General features: G+C 59.3%; 24 protein-coding genes. 10 read left to right on the top strand and 14 right to left on the bottom strand.

Annotation, left to right across the window (positions count from 1 at the left end; all coding sequences use genetic code 11):
• Nucleotides 1–142: 142 nt before the first annotated feature.
• From SPH52_RS13295 to SPH52_RS13270, 6 genes are all read right to left on the bottom strand, one after another.
• Nucleotides 143–1,111, bottom strand: coding sequence for a hypothetical protein (locus SPH52_RS13295; protein ID WP_411795513.1), 969 nt, complete (start codon nucleotides 1,109–1,111; stop codon nucleotides 143–145).
• A gap of 173 nt (nucleotides 1,112–1,284) precedes the next feature.
• Nucleotides 1,285–1,773 (bottom strand): hypothetical protein, encoded by a 489-nt coding sequence (locus SPH52_RS13290; protein WP_411795512.1) that lies wholly within the window; start codon nucleotides 1,771–1,773, stop codon nucleotides 1,285–1,287.
• 214 nt (nucleotides 1,774–1,987) lie between these two features.
• Complete coding sequence (locus SPH52_RS13285) at nucleotides 1,988–2,698, bottom strand: CsgG/HfaB family protein (protein ID WP_411795697.1); 711 nt, start codon at nucleotides 2,696–2,698, stop codon at nucleotides 1,988–1,990.
• Nucleotides 2,699–2,835: 137 nt separating this feature from the next.
• A complete protein-coding gene (locus SPH52_RS13280) occupies nucleotides 2,836–3,255 on the bottom strand; it encodes a curli assembly protein CsgF (protein ID WP_411795511.1) in 420 nt (139 codons plus the stop codon).
• A gap of 34 nt (nucleotides 3,256–3,289) precedes the next feature.
• A complete protein-coding gene (locus SPH52_RS13275) occupies nucleotides 3,290–3,820 on the bottom strand; it encodes a CsgE family curli-type amyloid fiber assembly protein (protein ID WP_411795510.1) in 531 nt (176 codons plus the stop codon).
• 20 nt (nucleotides 3,821–3,840) lie between these two features.
• Nucleotides 3,841–4,545, bottom strand: coding sequence for a LuxR C-terminal-related transcriptional regulator (locus SPH52_RS13270; protein WP_411795509.1), 705 nt, complete (start codon nucleotides 4,543–4,545; stop codon nucleotides 3,841–3,843).
• Between the two features lie 1,046 nt (nucleotides 4,546–5,591).
• On the opposite strand from SPH52_RS13270, the gene SPH52_RS13265 reads away from it, so the two are divergent.
• The 4 genes from SPH52_RS13265 (at nucleotide 5,592) to SPH52_RS13250 (ending at nucleotide 8,541) form a co-directional block, all read left to right on the top strand.
• Nucleotides 5,592–6,707 carry a hypothetical protein gene (locus SPH52_RS13265; protein ID WP_411795508.1) on the top strand — a complete coding sequence of 372 codons (1,116 nt, stop codon included), beginning with the start codon at nucleotides 5,592–5,594 and terminating at the stop codon, nucleotides 6,705–6,707.
• Nucleotides 6,708–6,799: 92 nt separating this feature from the next.
• The gene (locus SPH52_RS13260; protein WP_411795507.1) at nucleotides 6,800–7,168 is read left to right on the top strand and encodes a hypothetical protein; all 369 of its coding nucleotides are present in this window, start codon (nucleotides 6,800–6,802) and stop codon (nucleotides 7,166–7,168) included.
• A 26-nt stretch (nucleotides 7,169–7,194) separates the two neighbouring features.
• Nucleotides 7,195–7,902, top strand: a complete 708-nt coding sequence (locus SPH52_RS13255) for a C39 family peptidase (RefSeq protein WP_411795506.1) — start codon at nucleotides 7,195–7,197, stop codon at nucleotides 7,900–7,902.
• A gap of 3 nt (nucleotides 7,903–7,905) precedes the next feature.
• Complete coding sequence (locus SPH52_RS13250) at nucleotides 7,906–8,541, top strand: hypothetical protein (RefSeq protein WP_411795505.1); 636 nt, start codon at nucleotides 7,906–7,908, stop codon at nucleotides 8,539–8,541.
• Between the two features lie 53 nt (nucleotides 8,542–8,594).
• On the opposite strand, the gene SPH52_RS13245 is transcribed toward SPH52_RS13250, so the two are convergent.
• From SPH52_RS13245 to SPH52_RS13230, 4 genes are all read right to left on the bottom strand, one after another.
• A complete protein-coding gene (locus SPH52_RS13245; protein WP_411795504.1) occupies nucleotides 8,595–9,680 on the bottom strand; it encodes a transporter in 1,086 nt (361 codons plus the stop codon).
• A gap of 43 nt (nucleotides 9,681–9,723) precedes the next feature.
• Complete coding sequence (locus SPH52_RS13240) at nucleotides 9,724–11,076, bottom strand: sigma-54 interaction domain-containing protein (protein ID WP_411795503.1); 1,353 nt, start codon at nucleotides 11,074–11,076, stop codon at nucleotides 9,724–9,726.
• Between the two features lie 49 nt (nucleotides 11,077–11,125).
• A complete protein-coding gene (locus tag SPH52_RS13235) occupies nucleotides 11,126–11,797 on the bottom strand; it encodes a LuxR C-terminal-related transcriptional regulator (RefSeq protein WP_411795502.1) in 672 nt (223 codons plus the stop codon).
• 363 nt (nucleotides 11,798–12,160) lie between these two features.
• Entirely contained in the window at nucleotides 12,161–13,525 is a 1,365-nt protein-coding gene (locus tag SPH52_RS13230; RefSeq protein WP_411795501.1) for a sigma 54-interacting transcriptional regulator, read from the bottom strand.
• A gap of 433 nt (nucleotides 13,526–13,958) precedes the next feature.
• Here SPH52_RS13230 and rdgB point away from each other — a divergent pair, with 433 nt between their 5' ends.
• The 4 genes from rdgB to SPH52_RS13210 all read left to right on the top strand — a co-directional run bounded on the left by rdgB (nucleotide 13,959) and on the right by SPH52_RS13210 (nucleotide 17,419).
• Nucleotides 13,959–14,570: an RdgB/HAM1 family non-canonical purine NTP pyrophosphatase gene (gene rdgB, locus SPH52_RS13225; protein ID WP_411795500.1), complete on the top strand. Its 612-nt coding sequence runs from the start codon at nucleotides 13,959–13,961 to the stop codon at nucleotides 14,568–14,570.
• Entirely contained in the window at nucleotides 14,570–15,769 is a 1,200-nt protein-coding gene (hemW, locus tag SPH52_RS13220; RefSeq protein ID WP_411795499.1) for a radical SAM family heme chaperone HemW, read from the top strand. Before rdgB ends, hemW begins: the two co-directional genes overlap by 1 nt.
• 28 nt (nucleotides 15,770–15,797) lie before the next feature.
• A complete protein-coding gene (locus tag SPH52_RS13215; RefSeq protein ID WP_411795498.1) occupies nucleotides 15,798–16,481 on the top strand; it encodes an OmpA family protein in 684 nt (227 codons plus the stop codon).
• Between the two features lie 92 nt (nucleotides 16,482–16,573).
• Nucleotides 16,574–17,419: a 23S rRNA (adenine(2030)-N(6))-methyltransferase RlmJ gene (locus tag SPH52_RS13210; RefSeq protein WP_411795497.1), complete on the top strand. Its 846-nt coding sequence runs from the start codon at nucleotides 16,574–16,576 to the stop codon at nucleotides 17,417–17,419.
• Between the two features lie 16 nt (nucleotides 17,420–17,435).
• Here SPH52_RS13210 and mnmE read toward each other — a convergent pair whose 3' ends face one another.
• The 4 genes from mnmE to rpmH form a co-directional block, all read right to left on the bottom strand.
• Nucleotides 17,436–18,806 (bottom strand): tRNA uridine-5-carboxymethylaminomethyl(34) synthesis GTPase MnmE, encoded by a 1,371-nt coding sequence (gene mnmE, locus SPH52_RS13205; protein WP_411795496.1) that lies wholly within the window; start codon nucleotides 18,804–18,806, stop codon nucleotides 17,436–17,438.
• A 108-nt stretch (nucleotides 18,807–18,914) separates the two neighbouring features.
• Entirely contained in the window at nucleotides 18,915–20,603 is a 1,689-nt protein-coding gene (gene yidC / locus SPH52_RS13200; protein WP_411795495.1) for a membrane protein insertase YidC, read from the bottom strand.
• Between the two features lie 117 nt (nucleotides 20,604–20,720).
• Complete coding sequence (gene rnpA / locus SPH52_RS13195; RefSeq protein ID WP_411795494.1) at nucleotides 20,721–21,092, bottom strand: ribonuclease P protein component; 372 nt, start codon at nucleotides 21,090–21,092, stop codon at nucleotides 20,721–20,723.
• A 13-nt stretch (nucleotides 21,093–21,105) separates the two neighbouring features.
• Nucleotides 21,106–21,240, bottom strand: a complete 135-nt coding sequence (gene rpmH / locus SPH52_RS13190) for a 50S ribosomal protein L34 (protein WP_010626003.1) — start codon at nucleotides 21,238–21,240, stop codon at nucleotides 21,106–21,108.
• A gap of 444 nt (nucleotides 21,241–21,684) precedes the next feature.
• Between rpmH and dnaA the strand changes: the two genes are divergently transcribed.
• Entirely contained in the window at nucleotides 21,685–23,157 is a 1,473-nt protein-coding gene (dnaA, locus tag SPH52_RS13185) for a chromosomal replication initiator protein DnaA (protein WP_411795493.1), read from the top strand.
• 69 nt (nucleotides 23,158–23,226) lie between these two features.
• Nucleotides 23,227–24,330: a DNA polymerase III subunit beta gene (gene dnaN / locus SPH52_RS13180; RefSeq protein ID WP_411795492.1), complete on the top strand. Its 1,104-nt coding sequence runs from the start codon at nucleotides 23,227–23,229 to the stop codon at nucleotides 24,328–24,330.
• Nucleotides 24,331–24,336: the final 6 nt, after the last annotated feature.

The following is a 24,336-nucleotide window of genomic DNA, read 5'->3' as shown; positions in this document are numbered from 1 at the left end:
AATGGCCGTAACTGGGACGTTGAGTGCAGCATCGTGCCTCGGTCGATGCGACCAGCGCTCGGTTCGTCATGCTTACTCGAGTTTCCTTTGTCGTAGTGCGCAAAAAAGGTCCCGCCTCGGCAGGACCTTTTCCCGGGCGTGCTCAGTTCTGATAGACGTGAGCCGTGTTGCCGCCTCCCACTTGCGAGGTGGTCGCGGCGTTGTTATGGCCCACCTGCACATGGGTCGCCGTATTGGTGGCAAGGCTCATCAGGCCTCCCAGTGCACCGGAAGACGCTGCTTGCGTGATGGAGGAGTAGTGACCGTTGCCGGACTGGTAGGAGTCGGCCAGGTCGTTGTAGCCGCTCTGGGTCACTTCAGAGTAATGGTTGCGACCGTTCTGAACGACGATGGCATCGTTGTTGAAGTTGCTCTGATCGACAGTGGCAGTGTTGTACTTGCCGTCCTGGGTAATGTCGGCGGTATTCTTCAGGTCACGCTGAAGCACCTCGGCGACGTTTCCAGTTCCAGCCTGGACGATGGTGGAGTCGTTGAAGGTACCGCTTTGGTCGACGTCGGCAAAGTTATTGATTCCGGACTGTGTGACGTCGGAAGCGTTCTTGACTCCATCCTGATTCACTTGAGCGACGTTGTACTTGCCATCCTGGACCGTGTCGGAGCTGTTGGCAAAGCCGCTCTGACTGATATCGGCAAAGTTATTCCAGCCGTTCTGATAGCTAGAGGCACTATTCTTGGTACCTTCCTGATTCACCTGAAGGACGTTCTGTACACCGACCTGCTGGCTGTCGGATGAGTTGAACTGACCGGATTGGGTAATGGCAGCACTGTTGTTCGTCCCATTCTGGAAGACGTCAGCATCGTTGCCCATACCTTGCTGATCTATATCCGAGACGTTATAGCCCCACCAGCCCTGCTGATGAACGGTCGCGCCATTGCTTACACCATTCTGCGATACACCGGAGGTATTATTCCCACCCCAGCCCTGGGTATACTGGGATACACCCACGTCATTGCCGTAGCCTACTTGGTCGACATTCGAAACGTTACCATTAGCCAGAGCCGTAGCTGAGAAAGCGATAGCCGCAGCCATTACAGTCATCTTGAACTTCATTTTTAATTCCCTCTCGTTGAAATCCCTGGTTGAGCTTTTGCCGCCAGGGCGGAGTTCGAGAAACGATAGCTTGGCTACCGCTTCTGTTTGCCACTTCCGGTTTCAAGCGTTTGCATTCCCTTTTCGTTGGTCATGCTTCCTGCGTTTTCTCCATGCTCCCGGAGCCTCAAGTCCTAGTATCGATAGACCTGAATGGCTGCCTGACCACGTGAGAACTGGGTGATCGTGATGGGGCTCGTACGGTGTGTTCCCAGCTGGTGAATCTCGGCGCTGCCATATGCACCATGTTGGTTGATGATGGCTTCCTTGCCGTATCCTGCCTGTACGATACCGGCATCGTGCCCTTGCCCCTGCTGCAGGATAGAGGCATCCAGTTGAACGCCGCTCTGTATCACCCTGGCTTGATGGGCCATTCCCACTTGCCGTGCGCTGGCGCTATTGGCCACGCCCTGCTGAATGATTTGAGCGCTGTTATAGCTACCTCTCTGGAGGATTGCGGATTCGTTACCGTATCCAGACTGTTGAATGACAGCGCTTTGTTGCGGCAGGCTTCTTGTCGCTGCGGGGTCGAGTTCAGAGCCTGGCGTGAGATCAACAGCCAAGGCGTTTTGAGCCAGCAAAGCCATACCTATGGCAAATGTAACGATCGCGTAAGCCTTCATGGCAACATTCCTCCGCAGCTTTACTAACTGTTACAGTGTCGGCTTGCTATCGCATCGCTTCCATAATTAATAAGGTTTAATTTGAGGATTAATTTCCTAGCACTTGGCCGCATTTTGAAAGAATTAAGCTTGTGTCATGAAAAATTAGCCGTATGGACTCATTATTGAAAAAATGAAGGCGCCAAAATATGGCGCCAGGAAAATCGTTCGGCTTTCAAAGCATGGGCGGGGAGGATTCGCGGTAGGCTACGAGGACGTCATTGTTGCGCTCCGCCGGGTCAGCTAAATTCCATAAACCCCGGTCGACCCCTTGGGTAACAAGATGTATGACTGCGGATTCGACCGCTGACATCACCGCCATTTGCACCGGTTCGTTGTGGGTATATCCAGCCTCCGCCTCCAGGAGCCTGCGGAAACTGACGAAACGATAGACCCCAGCACGCACCTCGTAAGAGTAAACCGTCTTGCTGGTGGTCACGTTGGCGAGCACTTCCCCAGTTGCAATATCCACGGCACGAAGATTGACGGTGACTTGATCGACCTGGTACTGACCGGAAGATCCGATACCGAAATATTCGGCTCCAACGCCTCCCGTCTTCATATTGGAATCGTACGCAATAATCCCACCTTCCATAAGAATGCGTGCAGCGTTGAGAGAACCTAGTTCATGTTCGCGTCCGTTTCGTTCGAGGTTCGCGCGAATGATGCGGCGTTCCGTCAGTAGATTCTGCAACCCCACGCGTTCAAGGGGAATGAACCAGCCTGAATCCGCCAGCGCGGAACTCAGCATAGCCGCTCCACCTTGGGTTACTGCCGTAGAAAAAGTGCTGGCGGGTTGGGGGCGGTATTGCCCCGTTTGGTCCCTGAAGTCGTATACGGCCGTATAGATAGGGGCCGCAGGCCTGGGGAGACTGGTCAGGTCCATATAGGTACCGGATCGAGGGACCAGGGTTGCCGGGGCCCCTTCCAGACCCTCAGGTGAAGTGATCATACCGACACATCCACCGAGGAAGATCAGTCCTGTCAGGAGGCTGATTCTCAATGCTTTCATGTTCAGGCCTCTTAATATGGTGATCCGAAGTCGATACGTGTCACTTCGTTCGTTCTCTTGTCGGTGATGACCATCTGGAAAGCACCCCCTCCGACATTGACGAATCTGACGTTGAGCGAGGAATTGTCTATGACACTCTCGCTTCCGCCGGGATTGTTCGGGTCGAGCGCGCCGTCTATGGCACGATTGATGAGATCGGCGCGAAGATCCTGGAGAAAAAAATCCACTTCGGAGAACCGCCCGAAATCTGGAGCGTTGGGGTCCTTGTGGGTATCTTGTGCCTGAGCCTTGTTGAGCAGGTGGTTGCCCAGCAGGGGATCACCGCCGAAAGAAGGGTTGATCGGGCGGTAGATGAGTTCTCCCGCCTGTACTCCTGCTGTATGGAGCAGGCTTCCGAAGAGGCAAAGCCTCAGTAAGCGTGGGATCTTCATGGCATTCTCCTTTTTGTGGCGTTCACTCTTTCCGCTAGATTTCGTCATCTGCCAGATCCGGGTCACTCTCCAATGCCTGCATGATGCTGCGCTGCACCAGGAGCTGCTCGACTTGCTCGGAGGCCGCCTCGGCATAACGGTCGATATCGCTCAGCCGTGGGGGAAGAGTGGCCTGGAAGAGAATGCGATTGTTCTCTGATACCCAGACTTGGCTTCCCCAGCGCGCATCGGGACGCTCGTGTACGGACAACGTGGTGCTGGACAGGATATGGCTCTCTACACTTAACTGGCTGAAACGCCGGTAAAATGTCTTCCCCATCATGGTAATGGTGCGGTCGACGATCACCCCTGACAGACCGGGTTCTCCGAGGCGAAACTGCCGGGACAGCTCTTCACCCGCTTGCCCCTCTTCCAGTCTTTCTTCTTCGATCGAACTTTGGGGAGTCGTGGGCTCTTCTTGAACCGTCGGTAGGTTTGGGCCCGGGGCCTGCGTTTCCGCCAAGGCAAGGGAGCCTAGTGCCAGCAACAGGATGGCTAATGGCGGTTTCTTGTGGAGGAAGGCCATGGCTCTTGTCTGCGCTCATGTCAGTGACTGGATGAGGTTCTGTCGTGCCGTTGAAACGACAAGGGAGGGGGGGGCCCCAGGTTCTGCCTGGCCCAGTTGACGGCCTGCATGCGATTGTTGACGTTGATTTTTCGGAAGATGTTATAAAGGTGTGACTTGACGGTATGCTCACTGACGAAAAGCAGTTCGGCAATTTCGGTATTGGAAGCACCTGAACCCAGCAACCCGATGATTTCCAGCTCGCGCTGTGTGATACCACAGACTGGGCGGTAACAGTTGATCTGTTGACGACGGTAAAAGTCGATGAGGCGATTCATCAGCGTACGCGACATCCAGTAATCGCCAGCAAGTAGACGCTGGATGCCCTTGCAGATCAGCTCAAGGCTGTCGCTGCGGTAGAACACACCTTGCAGCTGTATGAAACCCAGCAACTGTGCAGCATGCTCTTCATCCTTGAGATTGAATGCTGTCAGAACCCACTGCGGCCGGTTGTGATATTGCGCCTGCCATGCCTGCATGATCTTCTCGTCGACATGATCCATGTCCAGCAGGACGACGGTGCGAGAATCCTGCTTCTCCTCCACGAACCCAGCGGCTTCACGAGACGAGGCAGGTGAAACGATGCACAAGTCACGTTGCAATTTCTGGTAAATGTAATCGACGAAGAGTTGGGTCTGTGGGTTGATCTCGGTAGCTAATAGGACAGCCCCTTTTCCAAGTTCCATGCTCGATTTCTCCTATGAGTATGCTTTTCTTGGTAGGTTCTTCTTCAGGTCCCTGATGAAAAGCATGGGAGGAATCTTGGTTCATGAAAACAGGTTTTGTAAAGTTATGTTATTGCTGAGATGGCTAACCTCAAGACATGAGTTTTCTCATGCTTTTTTAAAAACTATTAAAAAACAATATCTTATGTTGTTATGTTTGTTGCATAGAATTAGATTTTCTCTTCTGGAACATTGAAGGCATGAGGAAAATTCAATCTTGGGCTTTGTGTAATGTTATTGTAACATTATTGATTCTTGTAGTGGATCCGTGGTTTTTATTTCTATTGTCCCATTATCTTGACACTTGCCAGATGCTTCATGCCTCTCGTGTCAGTACGTTAATAATCCCGTGCCACGCCCCGTCTGACTGGCTTCTTGGAAAGGTTTCGCTCAATTCTCATCGATACTCCCTTCATTCACAGCGTCTCGATCCGGTTGAGCCATCTGCAGCCGGCAATCTTGTCAGCGCCACTGCGTATGCTTCGTCATCTTCAGGCTGCTATCGAGATACGGGTTCCAGGGGCAAAGTGTTTGTGGCCTGAAAATGCGGTCATGTCATTGATAAAGAGGCTGAAAGGCCTGGCCAGATTGAGAATTTTGTAACCTCATGGAGACTGAGTTTTTCGAAGTGTAACTTTAATGGTATTAAAGGTATCTTTCGTAAGCTAATGATAAGGCAGAACTTCTGTGAAATGAAAACCATTGGTCCACTACTACTGTCAAGCTGGCGATACCGGCTACCCTTCTTTGCGTCTTTTTCCGAGGTCAATCTCCTTGTGACGCAGCAATTTTCACGATTTGTAAATATAAAAGTTATTGTTTTTAAAGGTAATTTATAAACCATGGCATAAAGTATGCGGTACGTTACCCGACCGTTAGCCATGAATTCTCGTCGGGAAAGGAAAGGGAAAAGAAAAGGATCTTCCTGAGACGAGTCCGGGCGAAATGCATGAGCCAACTTGGTCATGTTCTGGAAGCACTCATCATGCATGATAGGGAGAATAATCATGAAAAAATATTATGCGATTGCAGGGTCATCGCTGCTGGCGCTTGTGCTGGCCATTTCGGCTGCGCATGCCGACGCCACAGCCGTTGGCGGTAGCGGGGGTAGCAGCTACGGTGGTAATGGCGGGAACGGTGGTTCGGGCAGCAGCGACGCCAATGCCCTGTCCGGCAACTTCATCAACGAAATGGATGACGATAACAACAACCAGGCCACCAGTAACGCCACGTCAGGCAGTGGCACCGGCGGAGCCGGCGGCATGGGCGGTGCGGGTGGCGCTGGTGGGGCCGGCGGCGATGCCTGGGCCATGAGCGAATCCTACAATACCAGCACCAGTGTAGTGGCTATCCAGGATCTGCGCTCCACGGTGACCGGTTCTCGCATCAACATCACCGCCGGTGATGGAGCGACTGGCGGCTCCGGCAGCAGCGGTGGCAATGCCCTGGGCGTGAGCGCGGGTGTGGGTGTCGGCGGTGCCGGCGGCAATGGCACTGGCGGTGACGGTGGCCATTCCGTGGCTGTTGCTGGCGATGGTGCCGATGGCGGCGATGGTGCGGGTCTCGGCCTGGGTCTTGGCCTTGGGGCCGGCCTGGGTGGTAGCGCTGACACCAGCAACGGCAGCGGTGGGGCTGACAGCAACGCTTCAGGCGGGCTGGCAGGCAACTTCGCTGGTGACGATATCGAGAACAACAATTCCGCCACTGCAGGCGGCAGCAGCAGCGGCGATGCCACTGCCTCACCTTCTGTCGCTGGTGGTACCGCTGGGGCAGGAAGCGGCACCGGCACTGGCACCGGTACTGGTACTGGTACTGGTGGTGCAGGTGGTACGGGTGGCGACGCCATGGCAGGAGCCGGCGGTAGCTCTACCGGCAACGGCGGCGGCGGCGGCGGCGGCACCGGCACTGGTGGCGATGCCAATGCCTATGCCGGCAACGGCGGCAACGGCGGCAATGGTGGCAACGGCGGCAACGCCTCGCTCGTCACCGGCGGGGCTTCCATGGCAGCAGGCGCCGGTACCTTCGGCGGTATTGCCAACATGAACCTCTCCACTGGCATCTACAACTCGCAGGTGGCAGGTACCAACGTGGCAGCGCATAGCAACGTCCACATCGGCAACTGATGTTCGGCTTGCGCTGAGCGTGAAGGGCCGGTGGTGAAGCTGCCGGCCCTTTCTTGGTCCCATGACAAGCAGGTGGAAGAGGGAGCGATGCCATGAAGCGTATCGGTCGAGCGGTATGTGCTGTGCTGGCGGTCGGCTTGAGCCTTGCCAGCCCTCTGCTGATGGCAGGAGACGAAATTACGACAGGTTTCGAGGCGTTACATCACATGGAGGTGAGTGAGCTGGAGGGTGTTACTGGTAGGGAAGGGTTCCGCGATCTGGTCAACGTGCAGAGTATCCAGAACATGGAAGCCGCAGCGAAAGGGGCTTCGTTTACTGCCGGCACAATCGTCTCGGGCAATATCACGATTGAAGCCAATGCCATGGACAGGGTCTCTGGCATAACGCTGATGAATCTCATGACAGGCCATGCCAATGCCGTCTCGACGGGGGTCAGCATCAGCATCTATGCACCTCAGTAGAGGCGCGAGACGGTGGGGGGGGGAGGATGAGAACCAGGCGGTGGCTTGACGTAGGGTTGGCCTGCGCCGTCAGTGTGCTGGTATTCCCGCTGCAGGCGGGATCGCTGACGATCGCGCTGAACGGTGGATTTGGCTCCTTGACGGTACCGGCCAGGAGCCATCACGAGATGCGTTGGGATGGGGTCGTCGCACAGCAGTACGACTACAGCTGTGGGGCGGCGGCGGTGGCGACCCTACTCACCCATCATTACGGCCGGCCCACCACGGAAGCCGAGGTCTTCGAGGCGATGATCCATACCGGTGAGGTGGAGCAGATCAAGGAGCAAGGCTTCTCCATGCTCGACATGAAGCGCTACCTCGATGCCCAAGGGCTGAATTCAGACGGTTTCCGGGTAGGACTCGATGATCTCGAGCGCATTGGTGTTCCCGCCATCACCTTGATCAACACGGGGGGGTACCGGCACTTCGTGGTCATCAAGGGAATGGATGCGGACCATGTGCTGGTAGGCGATCCGGCCGTAGGTACCGTGGCGGTGCCCAAGGCGTATTTCGAATCGATCTGGAGCGGCTTGGTACTGGGCGCGCGGGCCGAGACGGAAATCGCCAAGGCCAACTTCAACCATGAGCGCGACTGGCAGATTCGGCCATCGGCTCCCGTCGGTAGCGGGATCGACCGCGCCGACGTGGCTTCGATGTTACTGCAACTGCCGGCGATCAACGAACTGGGACGATGAGCGATGAGCGCATGCCGGACCAATGAGCGACTGGTCGCCAGTCGCCAGCGAGACACTGCCAAGCGGCGCTTCGCCGGATCGACACTCTGCCGCATGTGCATGGTGTCGCTATGGATGGCCAGTGCCACGGTGCAAGCCTCCAACTTCGCCCTCCTGGAGCCACTGGAGGAAGCGGAGCTGCAAGCGTTGAGGGGGGGCTTTGAAATCGCAGGGATCGACATGAGCTTCGGGGCCACCCTGCAGACGCTGATCGACAATGTGCGCATGGACACCGTTTTCGTCATCCATCCGTCGGGTACGGAGGTCGTTTCACAGACGATCACTCAGTACGACCTCATCGATGGGCAGGTCGTCAGTCGAGTAGGGCAGGGGAGCGGCAACACCATCGTGGAACTGACGCCGGATGGCATCAACCTGGCCGGGATGAAGGACTTCGCCGGCCTGGTGGTCAACGATAGCAAGGGTTTCACCTCGGTGTTCCATACGGTGACGAAGAACGCGATCCTGGGCAGCGTGGTCAGCGATGCCTCGGAGCGGGACATTCAGCAACAACTCAATATCGGCGTACAGGTGAACAACCTGCCAGCGCTGCGTGCTGCCCAGCAGCGCCACACCGTCCTTGAGTCCTTGGCGCGTTAAGCGGAAAGGCCCCAGCAGAGGATCGGTGAGGTTCACCGATCCTCGTTCCTGCCTCAGAACGCATTGGTACCGAACGGGACCCGCAGGGTCAGCACGGTGTTGGGGGCATCGTCGGTGACGCCGAGTTCGAGGCCGAGATTGACCGAGACATCCGGATTGAGCTGGTAGGACCAGCCCAGCAGCAGCGAACCGACGTTGAGCGTGCGTGAACTCTGTGTGGCGGAACGTTCATCTTGGAAATAGGTAGTCTTGGTCTTGCCGATAAAGTCGTTCTTGAAGCCCAGCGTAAAGGAGGCCCGCGGGTTGATGGCGTAGGCCATGCCGAAGCTGAGGCGCACCGCATCGCCGGGGTCGACCTTGCCGATCCAGAGTTCATCAGAAATTTGTGTGTTGACGTCGTCGCTCATGTTGTAGAGGTAGCCGAGGTTGGCGAAAAAGACCGCGGGGTCGGAGGGCAAGAGGGCAGTGATACTGGGCTCGATGGCATGGAAACCGGATCCGGTGGCCAGCTCCTGCTCGATGCCGTCGGAGTCGCGGGCGATATCGAAGGGACCGTCTCCGGTAATACTCTTGTAGCGCAGGTTGCCGACGAAGAAAGGCCAGCCATTGTGGCCGCGGTTGAGCTGGTAGCGTGCGGTGAGTTCGATATCCCCGAGGCCATTGCCCGATAGATCACGATCAATATCGAAACTGTCATCTCCTACCGTAGGTACAGTGGCTCGCAGAGTATCGTCGCGATAGACATAGGGCAGCTTGAGTTCCATCTCCAGCCGGTCGGTGACGCCCAGGCGGCCGGTGAGCGATGCCGTCCAGATATCCCGCTCGGCCTCCTCGGCGCTGAAGACCCCGATCAGCAGGGTGCTGAGTATCTCGACACCGCGGAAGGTGAGGCGATTGACCCCCGAATGGGAGTATTGCAGAGAAGGTTCGATCACCAGGCGGCCACGAGGCGTCAACACCCCGCCGATGTCGGCGATGGCCTGCACTTCGGGTTGCTGAGGAGGAGCCTCGGCCGGCGCCTGCCCCACGGGTGAGGTGATACCTGCCGGGGCGGTGGTGTCCTGAGCGACCGCGACCTGGAACAGGGCCAAGCCCAGGCCAACCGCGGTGGGTAACAGCAGGGCATGCATTCTGGTCATGACTCTCTTCCCTTGATGTCCTGGTTCCTGGGAACCGTTGTGATTAGAGCCGATCGCCAACGCGCTGGATGTCGTACTTGTCCATCAGGCGATACAGCGTGACGCGAGAGACCCCCATCTCTCGCGAGGTACGTGCGATGTTGTGGTGGTTTCGCTTCAGTGCATTGAGGAGGGTGTTACGCTCAGCCTGCTCACGTATCTGTTCCAATGACGGTGGTTGATGTGGTTTGGCCGACTTATCGATGGAAATGTCCTCGACCTCGATATAGGGCGGATTCGACATGAGCATGGCGCGGCAAACCGTGTTCATCAGCTCGCGAATGTTGCCCGGCCAGTCGTGATCCTGCAGCAGCGCCATGGCTTGAGTGCTGAAGCCAATCAGCCCTGGGGGTTTGTACTGCTTGAACTGTTCGAAGAAGAGCTCGACGAGAGGTTTGATATCCTGCTTTCTCTCCCGCAGAGGCGGTATCCAGACCTCGAGTACGTTCAAGCGATAGAAAAGGTCCAGCCTGAAGCGTCCCTCTTCCACCAGCGTCGGGACATGCCGGTTCGTGGCGGCAACGATGCGTGCATCTACCTTGGTTTCCTTGTGGCTCCCCAAGCGGGAGATGCTGCGACTCTCGATGAAGCGTAGAAAGGTTGCCTGCAGGTCGTAGGGCAGTTCACTGATTTCATCCAGGAACAGGGTGCCTCCGGCAGCGGCCTCGATCTTTCCAATGCGTCGACAATGCGCATCCGTGAAAGCACCCTTCTCGAAGCCGAACAGTTCGGACTGGATGAGATTGGGAGGGATGGCTCCACAGTTGACCGCGACGAAGGGAGCATGGGCGCGAGAAGAGAGTTCATGGATGGCTCTGGCGGCCAATTCCTTGCCGGTGCCCGATTCGCCGGTGATGAATACGGGGGCATCGACGTCAGCCAGAACATGGATCTGCTCGATGACTCGACGCATGCTGGGCGTGCTGCTGATCATGCTCTTGTTGGCCACGTGCAGGATCGCTTTCCTGCCGGCTACAGCGGCAATGGCATGTTGCCTGGCGATATGTAGCAGCAGGCAGACCAGGCCGGATAAGTCCCCTTGGGCGTGGATGCTATGAAACAACCGGGTCAGGGCAAGCCTAACGCAGGGATTCCTGACCTGTTGCGGATCGGCCAAGGCCACCCACTCGAAGCCGCTGTCGAGAATGAGCTTTTCCAGTTCCGGCAGGAAAGCGGGATCAATATCCTCAAGTGGAATGAGACCTACATCGAAGTTCTTTTGCGCCATGGTGCGCCATGCTGTTTGATAATCCGTGACAAGCGTCGCAATACAACCCTGCTGGTTCAGTGCCGCCAGCATCTTGCTCGAGCGGCCAGAAATTGGATCCAGCAGCATGACGTTGGGGGGCGTTTCCATGACGGATGTCCCTATGGGTGCACTCCAGAGTTATCCTTTTCCTTGTGCTTCAGTGCCTCGCTTCCCTCTTGTAGCTGGGAGGAACGCTGAACAGGTTTCGTCTGGCCCAATTCATCGCCTGGAGCCGGTTGTGTACCTTGATTTTCCTGAAGATGTTGTAGAGGTGAGATTTGACGGTGTGTTCGCTGACGAACAGCTTTTCAGCGATCTCCGAATTGGTTGCCCCCGTGCCGAGAAGCCCGATGATTTCCAGCTCACGCTGTGTCAGGCCGCAGGCTGGGCGGTACGAATTCATTTGTTGGCGACGCAGGAGCTGAATCATGCGCGACATCAAGGTACGCGACATCCATAGGTTGCCACTACGGAGAGCCTCGATCCCTTTGCAGATCAAGTCCACGCTGTCATTGCGGTAGAAGATTCCTTGCAGGTTGAGCGATGAAAGCAGCTCGACCGCATGGCCTTCATCACGCACGTTGAATGCAGCGAGGCTAATGTGCTCCTTGCCATCTGCAGCGGTCTGCCATTGCTGCATGTTCGCTTCGCTCAAGTGATCCAGATCGAGAATCACCAGCACGACTTCACCCTCGTCCAAGGCTGGCATGGCCTCGGTCTCGACGGCGGTGACCTCATGGTCAAGTTGCTGTTGCAAATGCTCGATGAACAGCTTTGACTGGGGATTGACAGCGGTCACCAGGAAAATCCGAAAATCCATGCTTGTCATTTTATTCCCTCCCTGTTTATTCGTATTACTGAATGTAAAGAAACGTAAACGATAGGGTGTATTCTGGAGTCTCAGACATAATCCAGAGATGTGTTAATAGATAATTTTCATTAAGAAGTTGTTTAATATTCTAAGGCTGCATATAGCCGCCGAGGCGGATTGTCGGATGTCCATCGCGGACTATCTGGAAGGGCGTGTCGGCTAATCCAGGCGGAAGAAGGCGGCAGTGCGCAGCCATCGCCTGCTGCAGAAAAGGCTCGGTGGCCCTTGTGTTTGCCGCGACGGATATGAAAGAAGCCCTTCCTGCGAAGGGCTTCTCTCTCCAGGGGGATGGCCAGCAAGGACGCCGGGTCCTGCCGGGATCTACGGACAGGAGGCTTCTTCTGCCTTCCTGTCCAGGCCATGTTTCTCTATCAGGCGGTAGAGCGTTACCCGCGAAACCCCCAACTCCTCGGCGGCTTTCTTGACCTTCTGCTTGTTGCGGCCCAAGGCTCGAAGCAAGGCTTCTCGTTCGGCGCAGTTGCGTGCTTCCTCGAGGGTGACGACGTTGCGGCTGGACGTGCGCCGTTCGAGCCCAAGGTCCGCCGGCTTGATCAAGCGCTGTTCGCACATGACCATGGCACGGCGTACCCGGTTGATCAGCTCCCTGATGTTGCCCGGCCAGTGGTACTGCCGCATCAGCACCAAGGCCTCCTGGCTGAAGCCACGCACCTTCATGGATTTTTCTTCGATGAACTTGTCGAAGAAGAACTTGGCCAGGGTCTCGATATCCTCCTGGCGCTCCCTTAATGGTGGGATATTGATCTGCAGGACATTGAGCCGATGATAGAGGTCTTCCCGGAAGCGCCCTTCTTCGACCGCCTTTTCGAGATCCACGTGGGTAGCAGTGAGTACGCGTACGTCGACGTATATCTCATCTAGCGCGCCGATACGCTGAATCGCCTTCTCCTCCAGGAACCGCAGCAGGTTTACCTGGAGATCCAGAGGCAAGTCGCCGATCTCATCGAGGAACAGAGTGCCCCCTGCGGCGGCTTCTATCTGTCCGATCTTCTGTTGGCTGGCCCCGGTGAAGGCTCCCTTCTCGTGGCCGAACAGCTCTGACTGGATCAGGTTACTGGGCAGGGCGCCGCAGTTCACCGCGACGAACGGTGCCGAGACGCGCTGGGAGCGCTCGTGAATGGCACGAGCGGCCAGCTCCTTTCCCGTGCCCGACTCACCGCGGATGAATACCGGTGCCTCGACGGAGGCTACCCTATGGATGGTGTCGAAAACCTTGCGCATGGCCGGTACGGTGCCGACCATCTCGAATTCGGCTTCCTTGGGTAGCTGCGCAGTGGCCTCCTCCCTTCTGAGCCGCTTCATGGCGACTGCATGCTGCATGAGGCAGTCGATCTGGTCGATATCGATCGGCTCCGCTTGGTAGGCCATGAAGAGATTGCCCAAGGCCTTGCACAATAAAGGGTCGTCTAGCTCGGGTCCGTGAACCAGCGCCATCCACTCCATCTGTGAGCGAATGACCAACTTCTCCATTTCTTTCAGTTCCTTGGTACTAGCCTGAGGCAAATAGAAGATGCCTGCATCATGATCGGCTGCTTCCAACAGAATCTGTGCCTGTGCCAGGCTACAGGCTGTACTGATACACCACCCCTTTTCTTCCATGCGTGCAACGAATTCTTGCTGGCCAATTTCCATGGGGCCGATCATCAAGAGTGTTGCCTTGTTTTCCATGTGTCGTTCGTCCCTTTCGAATCCTTCGAGAGTAAAGTCGATTTTGTTTCCTTTTCTTTACACTTGGGGCCGAATTCAATCCCTTGTCTTCCACGGACAAGAGCTTGTTTCTCTTGTTCTTCCCCAAGAGAGCAATCCAATCGATGCAATTTTCGCTATTTTTCTAATTTAAAAATGGCAAACGTTCAGATGGTTGCAGAGGCCATAAAGCCTTCCGCTTGGTAGCGCGACGTTGAGCCGCTTCCCTGCGCGAGACAAGTTGTAAAGATAGGTTACAGGAGCGATATAGACAAGCCCGCCCGCTTGGCTCCGTGGCGTTTTGTTACTCGGTTTCTATAGTGCTGTAACGCTTGAATTGCGTGGGCTAGCAGTTCAGCCAGCCGCTCGCCTCGTGTAACATGGAGTAGTGAAAAACCAAGCATGAGGAGCCGTTGTGTCCCCCACAGATGAGTTGGTCCTGGCCAGCAGTAATTCCGGCAAGATCCGGGAGTTCAGCCAGCTTTTCGCGTCTCTTGGACTGCGGATCCGGCCCCAGTCAGAATTCGGCGTGGCAGACGTCGAGGAAACCGGGCTCACCTTCGTCGAGAATGCCCTGCTCAAGGCTCGCGCAGCCAGTCGGGTCAGCGGTTTGCCGGCCTTGGCCGACGACTCCGGGCTCGAGGTCGATGCACTCTCCGGGCAGCCGGGGATCTACTCGGCCCGCTACGCGGGTGAGCCCAAGAGCGATGCGCGTAACAATGCCAAGCTGTTGGAGGCTCTGGCCGAGGTATCCGGTCGTACCCGTAGCGCGCGCTACTGGTGTGCCCTGGTCTACTTGCGTCATGCCGACGACCCCGTGCCGCTGATCGTCCAGTGCAGTTGGGAAGGGGAGATCCTCGAGCAGCCTCGGGGTGACGGCGGCTTTGGCTACGACCCGCTGTTCTGGATCCCCCCACTGGGCAAGAGCGTCGCTGAGCTGGGTGCCGAGGAGAAGAACCGTCTCAGTCATCGCGGTCGAGCCCTCGAGGGCATGCTGGCGGCTCTGCGCGAGACGACCCAGCGCTGATGGCCGGTTTGCCTCGAGCCCTGCCGGCGCTTCCTCCCCTGGCGCTCTACGTGCACGTACCTTGGTGCGTGCGCAAATGCCCCTACTGCGATTTCAACTCCCATGGTGTAGGTCGGGACGCAGAGCTGCCCGAGGAGGAGTACCTGGCTGCCCTGCTCGACGACCTCGATGCCGACTTGCCGCTGGCAGCCGGCCGGCCCCTTGGCAGTATCTTCATCGGCGGCGGGACACCGAGCCTGATGTCGGCTCGGTTCTATTCACGCTTCCTCGATGCGCTGTCGCAACGTCTGTCGTTTGCCGAGAATATCGAGATCACCCTGGAAGCCAATCCCGGCACGCTGGAGCGAGGTCGCTTTCACGGCTATCGCCAGGCCGGGATCAATCGGCTGTCGCTCGGCGTGCAGAGCTTCCAAGCGACGCAGCTCGCGGCTCTAGGGCGTATTCACAGCGGCGACGATGCCGTGGCTGCGGTAGAGGAAGCGCGAGCTGCCGGCTTCGACAATCTCAACCTCGACCTGATGCATGGCCTGCCGGACCAGACGCCCGAGCTGGCGCTGGCCGATCTGGAGCGAGCCCTGGCGCTTGAGCCCGAGCACCTCTCCTGGTATCAGCTGACGCTCGAGCCCAATACCGAGTTCCATACCCGGCCGCCCGCGCTGCCCGAAGAGGAAACCCTGTGGGACATCCAGGATCTGGGCCACGAGCGGCTCGAGGCGGCAGGGCTTTCACGCTATGAGATTTCCGCCTATGCGCAGGCTGGGCGACGCTCGCGGCACAATCTCAACTACTGGCGCTTCGGTGACTATCTGGGCATCGGCGCCGGCAGTCATGGCAAGCTGAGTGCATTCGACGATTCAGGGTGGCTGCGCATCGAACGACGCTGGAAGACACGCCAGCCCGAAGCCTACCTGCGACGTCGCCGCGATCCGCGTGGCTTCGTCGCCGGCAGTCACTGGGTCTGCGACGAGGAGCTGCCATTGGAGTTCGCCATGAACGCCCTGCGCCTTGTCGAAGGGGCGGCCATGACCGACTGGCAGGCCCATACCGGCCGCCCGCTTTCGCTGCTTGGCGAGCGCCTTGAAGCGGCGCGCAATAAAGGACTTCTTGTGGAAGATGGGCAAAGGCTTCAGGCTTCGCCCCAAGGTCTATTATTCTTGAACGAGCTACTGGCGCTCGTGAATGACACCGGTACAGAATAATCTCGTCACCCTGATCTGGAGATCGTACATGTTCAAAGCGTCTCGATTCGTTGCTCCCCTGGCGGCCGCCATCCTGCTCGTTGGTTGCGCAACGACCGATCCTTACTCGGGGCAGACCCAGCGATCCAGCACCGTAACCGGCGCTGGGGTCGGCGCAGCCGTGGGTGCTGCTGCAGGGGCACTTTCCGGCAGTGGTAGCACCAGCCGTCGCGATCGCGCGCTGATCGGTGCGGCGGTGGGCGCGGCTGCGGGTGCCGGCATTGGCGCCTACATGGACCGCCAGGAGCAGCAGTTGCGCGAGAGCATGCGTGGTACAGGCGTCGAGGTGGAGCGACGCGGCGACGACATCGTGCTCAACATGCCCAGCAGCGTGACCTTCGGCTTCGACTCCAGCGAGCTCACCGTGCAGGCGCGCAACGCCCTCAACGACGTGGCCAACGTACTGACTCAGTACACCGATACCCGGGTCAACATCGCCGGGCATACCGACAGCACCGGCAGCGTCAGCTACAACCAGCGTCTCTCCGAGCGGCGTGCCGAATCGGTCGGCAACTACCTGGCCCAGTCCGGTGTGTCACGCGGTCGTCTCAACATGGTCGGCTACGGGCCGAGCCAGCCCATCGCGAGCAACAATACCGAAGAGGGACGTGCCCAGAACCGTCGCGTCGAGATCACCCTCACGCCCATCGAGTCACAGTTCCAGCAACAGTAAGCGCGGATCGCGACGAGTTGCCTTGCAGGCCCGCCACTCGCATAGTGGCGGGCCTGTTCGTATCTCGACCATTCCGCGTGAGGTTCCTGCCCATGCTTTCCTACCAGCATGCCTACCACGCTGGCAATTTCGCCGACGTACACAAGCATCTCGTGCTGCATGCCGTGGTCGACCACCTGCTGCGCAAGGCTTCGCCGATTACCTTCGTCGACACCCACTCCGGCCGCGGCCTCTATCCGCTGGATGCTGCTGAGACCCAGCGCCTGGGCGAGTATCGCAGCGGCGTGCTGCCGCTGTGGCAGGCCCGGGCTGGGTTGGTCGACGAGCCGCTGCTGGCGGCCTGGCTGGAGGGCATCGCCAGCGTTCAGCCCGGCAACCAACGCCTCGAGCAATATCCCGGCTCACCCTGGTGGCTCGGCCAGCGGCTGCGCCAACACGACCGGCTACAGCTGTTCGAGCTGCACCCGGGGGAGCATGAACATCTGGCGCGACAGCAGCTACCAGCCAATGTTCGACGCATCCATGCCGATGGCCTGGCGGGGCTGCGCTCCGGCCTGCCGCCCGCCACGCCGAGGCTGTGCGTGCTGATCGATCCCAGCTACGAGCGCAAGAGCGAATACGCCGAGGTCGCCGAGACGGTGCTGGCCGCCATGCGCAAGGCGCGCCATGCGGTGGTGCTGGTGTGGTATCCGCTGCTGCCCGCCGCGCGCCATGAAGAGCTGCTGGAGCGCCTGCGCGACGACGGGCTGCGCAAGATCTGGCGCAGTGAGTTGACCCTGCGTTCGCCAGGCGAGGAGCGCGGCATGTACGGCAGCGGCATGCTGGTGATAAACCCGCCGTGGGGCCTCGATGAGAAGATTGCCGCGGCCATGGCGAGGGTCACGCCGCTGCTCGGCGAGGCGAGCCGCTATCGTGCCGACTGGTGGGTGGGGGAATAGGCCGTCTGGCAGTCCATCATTTGCCGATACAGAAGCTGCCGAAGATCTCGCCCAGCAGGTCGTCGGCGCTGAACTCACCGGTGATCTCGCCCAGCGCCTGTTGGGCGTCACGCAGGTCCTCTGCCAGCAGCTCGCCGGCACCGTAGCCTGACAGCTGGGCTTCGCCGTGAGTGAGTGCTTGCTTGGCGCGATCGAGGGCATCCAGGTGGCGGCGCCGGGCCGAGAAGCGCCCCTCCGTGGTGGTGGAGAAGCCCATGACTGCCTTGAGGTGGGCCTTGAGGCTCTCCAGGCCTTCACCGGTGTGGGCGGAGAGGCGTATCACCGGTGTGATGGCAGCGTCATCTAATCCGGGCGCCTCGTGGCTGGTATCGATCTTGTTGCGCACCAGGGTCAGGCGGCTCGGATCGGGCAGCCGTGCGACGAACTCGGGCCAGATCGCCATGGGATCGGTGGCCGCGGTGGTGGCGGCATCCACCAGCAGCAGCACGCGGTCGGCCTTCTCGATCTCGGCCCAGGCCCGGGCCACGCCGATCTGTTCGACGGCGTCCGGCGTGTCGCGCAGCCCGGCGGTATCGATCACGTGCAGCGGCATGCCATCCAGATGGATATGCTCGCGCAGCACGTCGCGGGTGGTGCCGGCGATGTCGGTGACGATGGCGGTTTCCTGTTCGGTCAAGGCGTTGAGCAGGCTCGACTTGCCGGCATTGGGGCGCCCGGCGATCACCACGCTCATGCCCTCGCGCATCAGCGCGCCCTGGCCGGCGGCGGCGCGCACCTCGGCGAGCTCCGTCCGTACCGCGGCGAGCATCTCGGCTACCCTACCGTCGGCGAGGAAATCGATCTCCTCCTCGGGAAAATCGATGGCCGCCTCCACGTACATGCGCAGCTCGATCAGCCGCTGCACGAGCGTCGCCACACGGCGGGAGAACTCCCCCTGCAGCGAACGCAGGGCGTTCTCGGCCGCCGTGCGTGAGCTGGCCTCGATGAGGTCGGCGATGGCCTCGGCCTGGGCCAGGTCGAGCTTGTCGTTGAGAAAGGCACGCTCGGAGAATTCGCCCGGCCTGGCCAGGCGGGCGCCCAGCTGAACGCAGCGCTCCAGCAGCAGATCCATGATCACCGGGCCGCCGTGCCCCTGTAGTTCCAGTACGTCTTCACCGGTGAACGAGTGCGGCCCGGCGAAGTAGAGCGCGATGCCCTCGTCGATGGCCCCGCCCTCGCCCTGGAAGGCTCCGTAGTGGGCGCGCCGGGGCGTGGGGCAGTGCCCCACCATGGCTGCGGCGATCGTGGCGCTCAGCGGCCCCGAAACGCGGATGATACCGACGCCGCCGCGTCCCGGCGGGGTGGCCAGCGCAGCGATGGTGTCCTGCTGATAGAGCCTTTCCGGCATGCGGCATCCTCTCGACGTTGAGCCCGGTATGGCGAGATTGTCCTTTTCATGCGCCCCAAACGCCAGACCCCTGCCGTGGCAGGGGTCCGGTTGTCGTTCGGGGGCGAGTTACTTCGCCTTCACCCCTTTGCCGACGCTGGGGTCGTTCTCGATCCTGCGCGTGATCACGTACTGCTGCGCGATCGAGATGATGTTGTTGACCACCCAGTAGATGACCAGGCCGGCCGGGAACCACAGGAAGAAGAAGGTGAAGACAATCGGCAGCATCTTCATGATCTTCGCCTGCATGGGGTCCGGAGGCGTGGGGTTGAGCAACTGCTGCACGAACATCGAGGCGCCCATCAGGATCGGCAGGATGAAGTACGGATCCTTCATCGACAGGTCCTGGATCCAGAACATGAAGGGCGCATGACGCAGTTCCACCGACTCCAGCAGCATCCAGTACAGGGCGATGAACACCGGCATCTGTACCAGGATCGGCAGGCAGCCGCCCAGAGGATTGATCTTCTCCTTCTGGTAGAACTTCATCATCTCCTGGGACATCTTCTGGCGATCGTCGCCGTACTGCTCCTTGAGGCGCTGCATTTCCGGGCCCAGCTTGCGCATGCGGGCCATGGACTTGTAGGCCTTGGCGGAGAGCGGCCACATGGCCAGCTTGACCAGAACGGTCAGCAGGACGATAGACCAGCCCCAGTTGCCGATCAGGCTGTGGATCTGGTCGAGCAACCAGAACAGCGGATTGGCGATGAACCACAGCCAGCCGAAGTCGACGGTCAGGCGCAGGTGCGGGGCCACTTGCTCGAGATAGTCTTGAACCTTGGGGCCGACATAGAGCGTGGCACCCAGGCGCGCTTCACCTTCCGCAGCCACCGTGGTCACCGGACCGGCGAATGCGGCCACGTTGCGGTTGCGCGAGTCGGTAGTAGCGTACTGCAGGTTCTGCTGGTTCTGGGGCGGTGCCCAGGCCGAGACGAAGTAGTGCTGGATGATGGCGACCCAGCCACCCTGGACGTCACGGTTGTTGAAGCGCCCACGCTGGATGTCGTCGAAGCCGACTTTCTGGTAGCGCTCGTCCGGCGACGAATAGGCAGCGCCCAGATAGGAGCTCATGCCCATGGCGACGCCGCTGGAGGGGTCGGAACTGTTGTCCCGTGCCAACTGGCCGATGAAGCGCGCAGTAACCGGCTCCTCGGTGTTGTTGGCCAGGTAGTAGTTGACTTCTACCGCATAGCTGCCGCGCTCGAAGGAGAAGCGCTTGACGACGTCGACCCCGTTTACCTCGCCGTGCAGATCGACGTCGAGGCGGCTCTCGCCGTCGGTCAGGCGGTAGCTGGTGCTCTCCGGCGTGAAACCGATGCGCCCCCCGTGGCCATCTACCTGCAGCCCAGAGCGGGCCACGTAGCTGCGCGTCTCGTTATCCGAGAGCAGCACGTAGGGACGGTCGGAGCCCAGCGCCATGCGGTGCTGGGGCAGGGCGGCATAGACGATGTCACCCCCTTGGGGGTCGATGCGCACGTCGAGTACGTCGGTAACGACGGCGATCAGGTCACGGGTCCCGCTCGGCTGCTCCGTCTCGGCCGGCATCTCGCCAGCCATCTCCTGCTCCGCGCGAGGTGCTGCGGGAACCGCCAGGCCGTCGTCATCGTCGGGCGCTTGCGCTTCACCGGGTGCCGGTGCGGTGATGGTGGGAGCTTCAGGCTCAGGAGCAACCTGGCCATAGTCCTGATTCCACTGTACGACCAGCAGATAGGCGAGCACGGCCAGTGGAATCAGCAATAGGAGTCGTTTTACGTCCATGAGGGTTCTGCCCGATGGGTAGTGAACATGCCGCTGGAACGAGATCCGCTGCCATGTAGAAAAGGTCGATAGCCTGCCGGAGCAGGCCATCGAAGCGGAGAAAGACTCCGCATCCGGTCAGGAGGTCATCGACTTCCGCGCGTCACGCTCCAGGCGCCGCCACATGCCGTAAAACTGGCGATGCAGCGTGGCCTTGTCCAGCTCATTCGCGCCGCGTCGCGCCAGCAAGACGATGTCGACGGAGGGTAGCGCGCACTGCTGGAGACGAATGGATTCGCGAGCCAACCGCTTGAGGCGGTTACGATCCACGGCCTTGCGGACGTTCTTCTTGCTGATGACCAGGCCAAGGCGGGGGTGGTCCAGTCCATTGGGGCACGCCAGGGCCATAAGCCCCTTGCCATGTACCTTGAATGAAGCGTGATCGAAAACGAATCGATAATCCCCGGCACTCAACAGACGCAGCTGCTTGGGGAAACCATGACCGGACACGCGCAATCCGCTATCAGGCGCTCAGACGCTTGCGACCCTTGGCGCGGCGGCGAGCCAGAACGGCACGACCATTCTTGGTAGCCATGCGAGCACGGAAGCCGTGGACACGCTTGCGCTTCAGAACGCTGGGTTGAAAGGTACGTTTCATAACACTTGATTCCCACGTGGTTTGTTGACGGAACGTCTTACAGGAATGCCCTGGCTCCCGACAGGAACCAGGGGCAGATTCGGTTCAAGACCGGAAATTGTAGAGACTTCGGCTGCCCGACGCAATTGTTCCGCTCCATGGATCGCGCCGTGGCTCGGCTACCCAGCGATCCGAGCCGTTGACCTAACTCGTTGTTTTCTGATCAAGGCTGTGGCTAATGTTGGGGACGGCTTCTGTTGATAAGTGGAGGTTAGGTAAATGAAACAATTACTTGATGTGTGTTGGGATATGTGGAAAAGCGTTTCGTAACTCACCTCTATGCGGCGAGGGGCTTTGGTGCGCCTGCTTTTCCACAGGGTGGTTCGGCATTGAGTCGCATGTGGATAACCCAGCAGGCGAAGGATACAATGACCGGTCATGCATCAACGGGTATGGTGAGGTCGAGTGTCTCTTGCTCTCTGGCAACAGTGTCTGGATTACCTGCAGGACGAGCTGAACGCCCAGCAGTTCAACACCTGGATTCGCCCGCTTCAAGCCGAAGAAGGGGAGGCCAACGAGCTGCGTCTGCTGGCGCCCAATCGCTTCGTGCGCGACTGGGTCGGCGACAAGTATGCCAAGCGCATCAATGAGCTGCTCAGGGACCTGGCACCTGCCAAGCCGCCACGAGTGGTGCTGACGGTCGGTAGCCGAAGTGCGGCAACGGTCAAGCCGCAGCCACGCGACCTGGGCGCCCCGGTTTCAGCCAACCCCCACTCTCCTTTGGCGCCAGCCGTGCAAGTGCCGCCGCGAGGTGACATCGGCGACGAACGCGAAATCGACCAGATGCGTGAAGAGGGAGCCTCGGCACGTCGTTCCGGTGGCGAGCGCGAGGTGCAGGTCGAAGGCAGCTTGAAACACAATAGCGGCCTCAACCCCAGCTTCACTTTCGAAACCTTCGTCGAAGGCAAGTCGAACCAGCTGGCCCGGGCTGCCTCGCGGCAGGTTTCCGAGAACCCGGGGGGCGCCTACAACCCGCTGTTCCTGTATGGCGGCGTCGGTCTGGGCAAGACCCACCTGATGCATGCGGTGGGCAACGCACTGGCGACCCGGCGCGAGAACGCCCGCGTCGTCTACCTGCACTCCGAGCGCTTCGTGGCGGACATGGTCAAGGCGCTGCAGCTCAATGCCATCAATGATTTCAAGCGCTTCTACCGCAGTGTCGATGCGCTGCTGATCGACGACATCCAGTTTTTTGCCGGCAAGGAACGTTCTCAGGAAGAGTTCTTCCATACCTTCAACGCCCTGCTAGAGGGTGGCCAGCAGATGATTCTCACTTCGGATCGCTATCCCAAGGAGATCAGCGGCGTCGAGGAGCGCCTCAAGTCGCGCTTCGGTTGGGGTTTGACCGTGGCTATCGAACCCCCGGAGCTGGAAACCCGGGTCGCCATTCTGATGAAGAAGGCGGACCAGGCCAAGGTAGACCTGCCCCACGATGCTGCCTTCTTCATTGCCCAGAAGATTCGCTCCAACGTGCGTGAGCTGGAGGGGGCGCTGAAAAAGGTCATTGCCGATTCCCACTTCATGGGTAAGCCGATTACGCAGGACTTCATTCGCGAGTCGCTGAAGGATCTGCTGGCGTTGCAGGACAAGCAGGTAGGCGTGGACAACATCCAGCGTACCGTTGCCGAGTACTACAAGATCAAGCTGGCCGACCTGCTCTCCAAGCGGCGTTCACGCTCGGTGGCGAGGCCGCGCCAGGTAGCCATGGCACTGGCCAAGGAGTTGACCAACCATAGCCTGCCGGAGATCGGCGATGCCTTCGGTGGGCGTGACCACACCACGGTACTGCATGCTTGTCGAAAGGTGCAGGCACTGCAGGAGGAGAGTGCGGACATCCGCGAGGATTACAAGAACTTGCTGCGGCTGCTGACCAGCTGATGGCACGTTCGCACGGGTGTCTGACACCGCTGCCCGACACTCATCTACAGGACTAGACGTGGAGCCGACATGAAATTTTCCATTACCCGCGAAGCGCTGCTACGGCCGCTGGCACTGGTGGCTGGCGTTGTGGAGCGTCGCCAGACCCTGCCGGTACTGTCCAATGTGCTGATCCAGGTCGACCAGAACGAGGTGGCCCTTACCGGTACCGATCTCGAGGTCGAGCTGATCGGTCGCACGGCGGCATCGCAGGTCGATGTGCCGGGTGCCGTTACCGTGCCTGCCCGCAAGCTCATGGATATCTGCAAGTCGCTGCCCGACCAGGCCGAGCTCCAGTTCAGCCTGGAGGATGGCCGCGCCGTGCTGCGCAGCGGTCGCTCCCGCTTTACCTTGTCGACGCTGCCGGTGGCGGAATTTCCCAATATCGAGGACAGCGCTGGCGATGTGGAGCTCAGTCTGCCGCGTGGGACGCTCAAGCACCTCATCGACGCCACCTCCTTCGCCATGGCTCAGCAGGACGTACGCTACTATCTGAATGGCATGCTGCTCGAGCTGCGTTCCAACCTGGTGCGCACCGTGGCTACAGACGGCCATCGGCTAGCCGTGTGTTCACGCCCCGCGGAAATCGAGGTAGAGCCGGCGCGCAAACTGATCGTACCGCGCAAGGGGGTGCTCGAACTGGTGCGCCTGCTCGATGACAGCGACGAGCCAGTGACGCTGACCCTCAGCGCAAGCCACGTTCGTGCCCATACCGGCGACTTCACCTTCACTTCGAAGCTGGTCGATGGCAAGTTCCCCGACTACGAGCGTGTGGTGCCGCGCGGCGGCGACAAGGTCTTCATTGCCGAGCGTGCCGAACTGCGTCAGGTTCTCTCGCGTACTTCCATCCTCTCCAACGAGAAGTATCGTGGCGTTCGCTTGCACCTGCAGGAGGGTAACCTGCAGGTGATGGCGAATAATCCGGAGCAGGAGGAAGCCGAGGAGAATGTGGCGGTCGAATACGGTGGCGACTCCCTCGAAATAGGATTCAATGTTGGCTATCTCATTGATGTTCTTGGTGTTATTGGCGAAGATCGGGTGCAGATGACACTCGCTGACTCCAATAGTAGTGCCTTGATGGAAGAGCCCGGCGGGGGTGATGCCCTGTATGTCGTCATGCCAATGCGCCTTTGAGGCGGT

The sequence above is a fragment of the Halomonas sp. A29 genome, assembly GCF_046723295.1.
In the GTDB taxonomy this organism is placed as follows: Bacteria; Pseudomonadota; Gammaproteobacteria; order Pseudomonadales; family Halomonadaceae; genus Halomonas.
This window is presented reverse-complemented; position numbering and strand designations above follow the sequence as displayed.

Excerpts from the sequence above, each read along its gene's own strand:
- SPH52_RS13295 (WP_411795513.1), bottom strand. The coding sequence starts at position 1,111 with ATGAAGTTCAAGATGACTGTAATGGCTGCGGCTATCGCTTTCTCAGCT.
- SPH52_RS13290 (WP_411795512.1), bottom strand. The coding sequence starts at position 1,773 with ATGAAGGCTTACGCGATCGTTACATTTGCCATAGGTATGGCTTTGCTG.
- SPH52_RS13285 (WP_411795697.1), bottom strand. The coding sequence starts at position 2,698 with ATGGACCTGACCAGTCTCCCCAGGCCTGCGGCCCCTATCTATACGGCC.
- SPH52_RS13280 (WP_411795511.1), bottom strand. The coding sequence starts at position 3,255 with ATGAAGATCCCACGCTTACTGAGGCTTTGCCTCTTCGGAAGCCTGCTC.
- SPH52_RS13275 (WP_411795510.1), bottom strand. The coding sequence starts at position 3,820 with ATGGCCTTCCTCCACAAGAAACCGCCATTAGCCATCCTGTTGCTGGCA.
- SPH52_RS13270 (WP_411795509.1), bottom strand. The coding sequence starts at position 4,545 with ATGGAACTTGGAAAAGGGGCTGTCCTATTAGCTACCGAGATCAACCCA.
- SPH52_RS13265 (WP_411795508.1), top strand. The coding sequence starts at position 5,592 with ATGAAAAAATATTATGCGATTGCAGGGTCATCGCTGCTGGCGCTTGTG.
- SPH52_RS13260 (WP_411795507.1), top strand. The coding sequence starts at position 6,800 with ATGAAGCGTATCGGTCGAGCGGTATGTGCTGTGCTGGCGGTCGGCTTG.
- SPH52_RS13255 (WP_411795506.1), top strand. The coding sequence starts at position 7,195 with ATGAGAACCAGGCGGTGGCTTGACGTAGGGTTGGCCTGCGCCGTCAGT.
- SPH52_RS13250 (WP_411795505.1), top strand. The coding sequence starts at position 7,906 with ATGAGCGCATGCCGGACCAATGAGCGACTGGTCGCCAGTCGCCAGCGA.
- SPH52_RS13245 (WP_411795504.1), bottom strand. The coding sequence starts at position 9,680 with ATGACCAGAATGCATGCCCTGCTGTTACCCACCGCGGTTGGCCTGGGC.
- SPH52_RS13240 (WP_411795503.1), bottom strand. The coding sequence starts at position 11,076 with ATGGAAACGCCCCCCAACGTCATGCTGCTGGATCCAATTTCTGGCCGC.
- SPH52_RS13235 (WP_411795502.1), bottom strand. The coding sequence starts at position 11,797 with ATGACAAGCATGGATTTTCGGATTTTCCTGGTGACCGCTGTCAATCCC.
- SPH52_RS13230 (WP_411795501.1), bottom strand. The coding sequence starts at position 13,525 with ATGGAAAACAAGGCAACACTCTTGATGATCGGCCCCATGGAAATTGGC.
- hemW (WP_411795499.1), top strand. The coding sequence starts at position 14,570 with ATGGCCGGTTTGCCTCGAGCCCTGCCGGCGCTTCCTCCCCTGGCGCTC.
- SPH52_RS13215 (WP_411795498.1), top strand. The coding sequence starts at position 15,798 with ATGTTCAAAGCGTCTCGATTCGTTGCTCCCCTGGCGGCCGCCATCCTG.
- SPH52_RS13210 (WP_411795497.1), top strand. The coding sequence starts at position 16,574 with ATGCTTTCCTACCAGCATGCCTACCACGCTGGCAATTTCGCCGACGTA.
- mnmE (WP_411795496.1), bottom strand. The coding sequence starts at position 18,806 with ATGCCGGAAAGGCTCTATCAGCAGGACACCATCGCTGCGCTGGCCACC.
- yidC (WP_411795495.1), bottom strand. The coding sequence starts at position 20,603 with ATGGACGTAAAACGACTCCTATTGCTGATTCCACTGGCCGTGCTCGCC.
- rpmH (WP_010626003.1), bottom strand. The coding sequence starts at position 21,240 with ATGAAACGTACCTTTCAACCCAGCGTTCTGAAGCGCAAGCGTGTCCAC.
- dnaN (WP_411795492.1), top strand. The coding sequence starts at position 23,227 with ATGAAATTTTCCATTACCCGCGAAGCGCTGCTACGGCCGCTGGCACTG.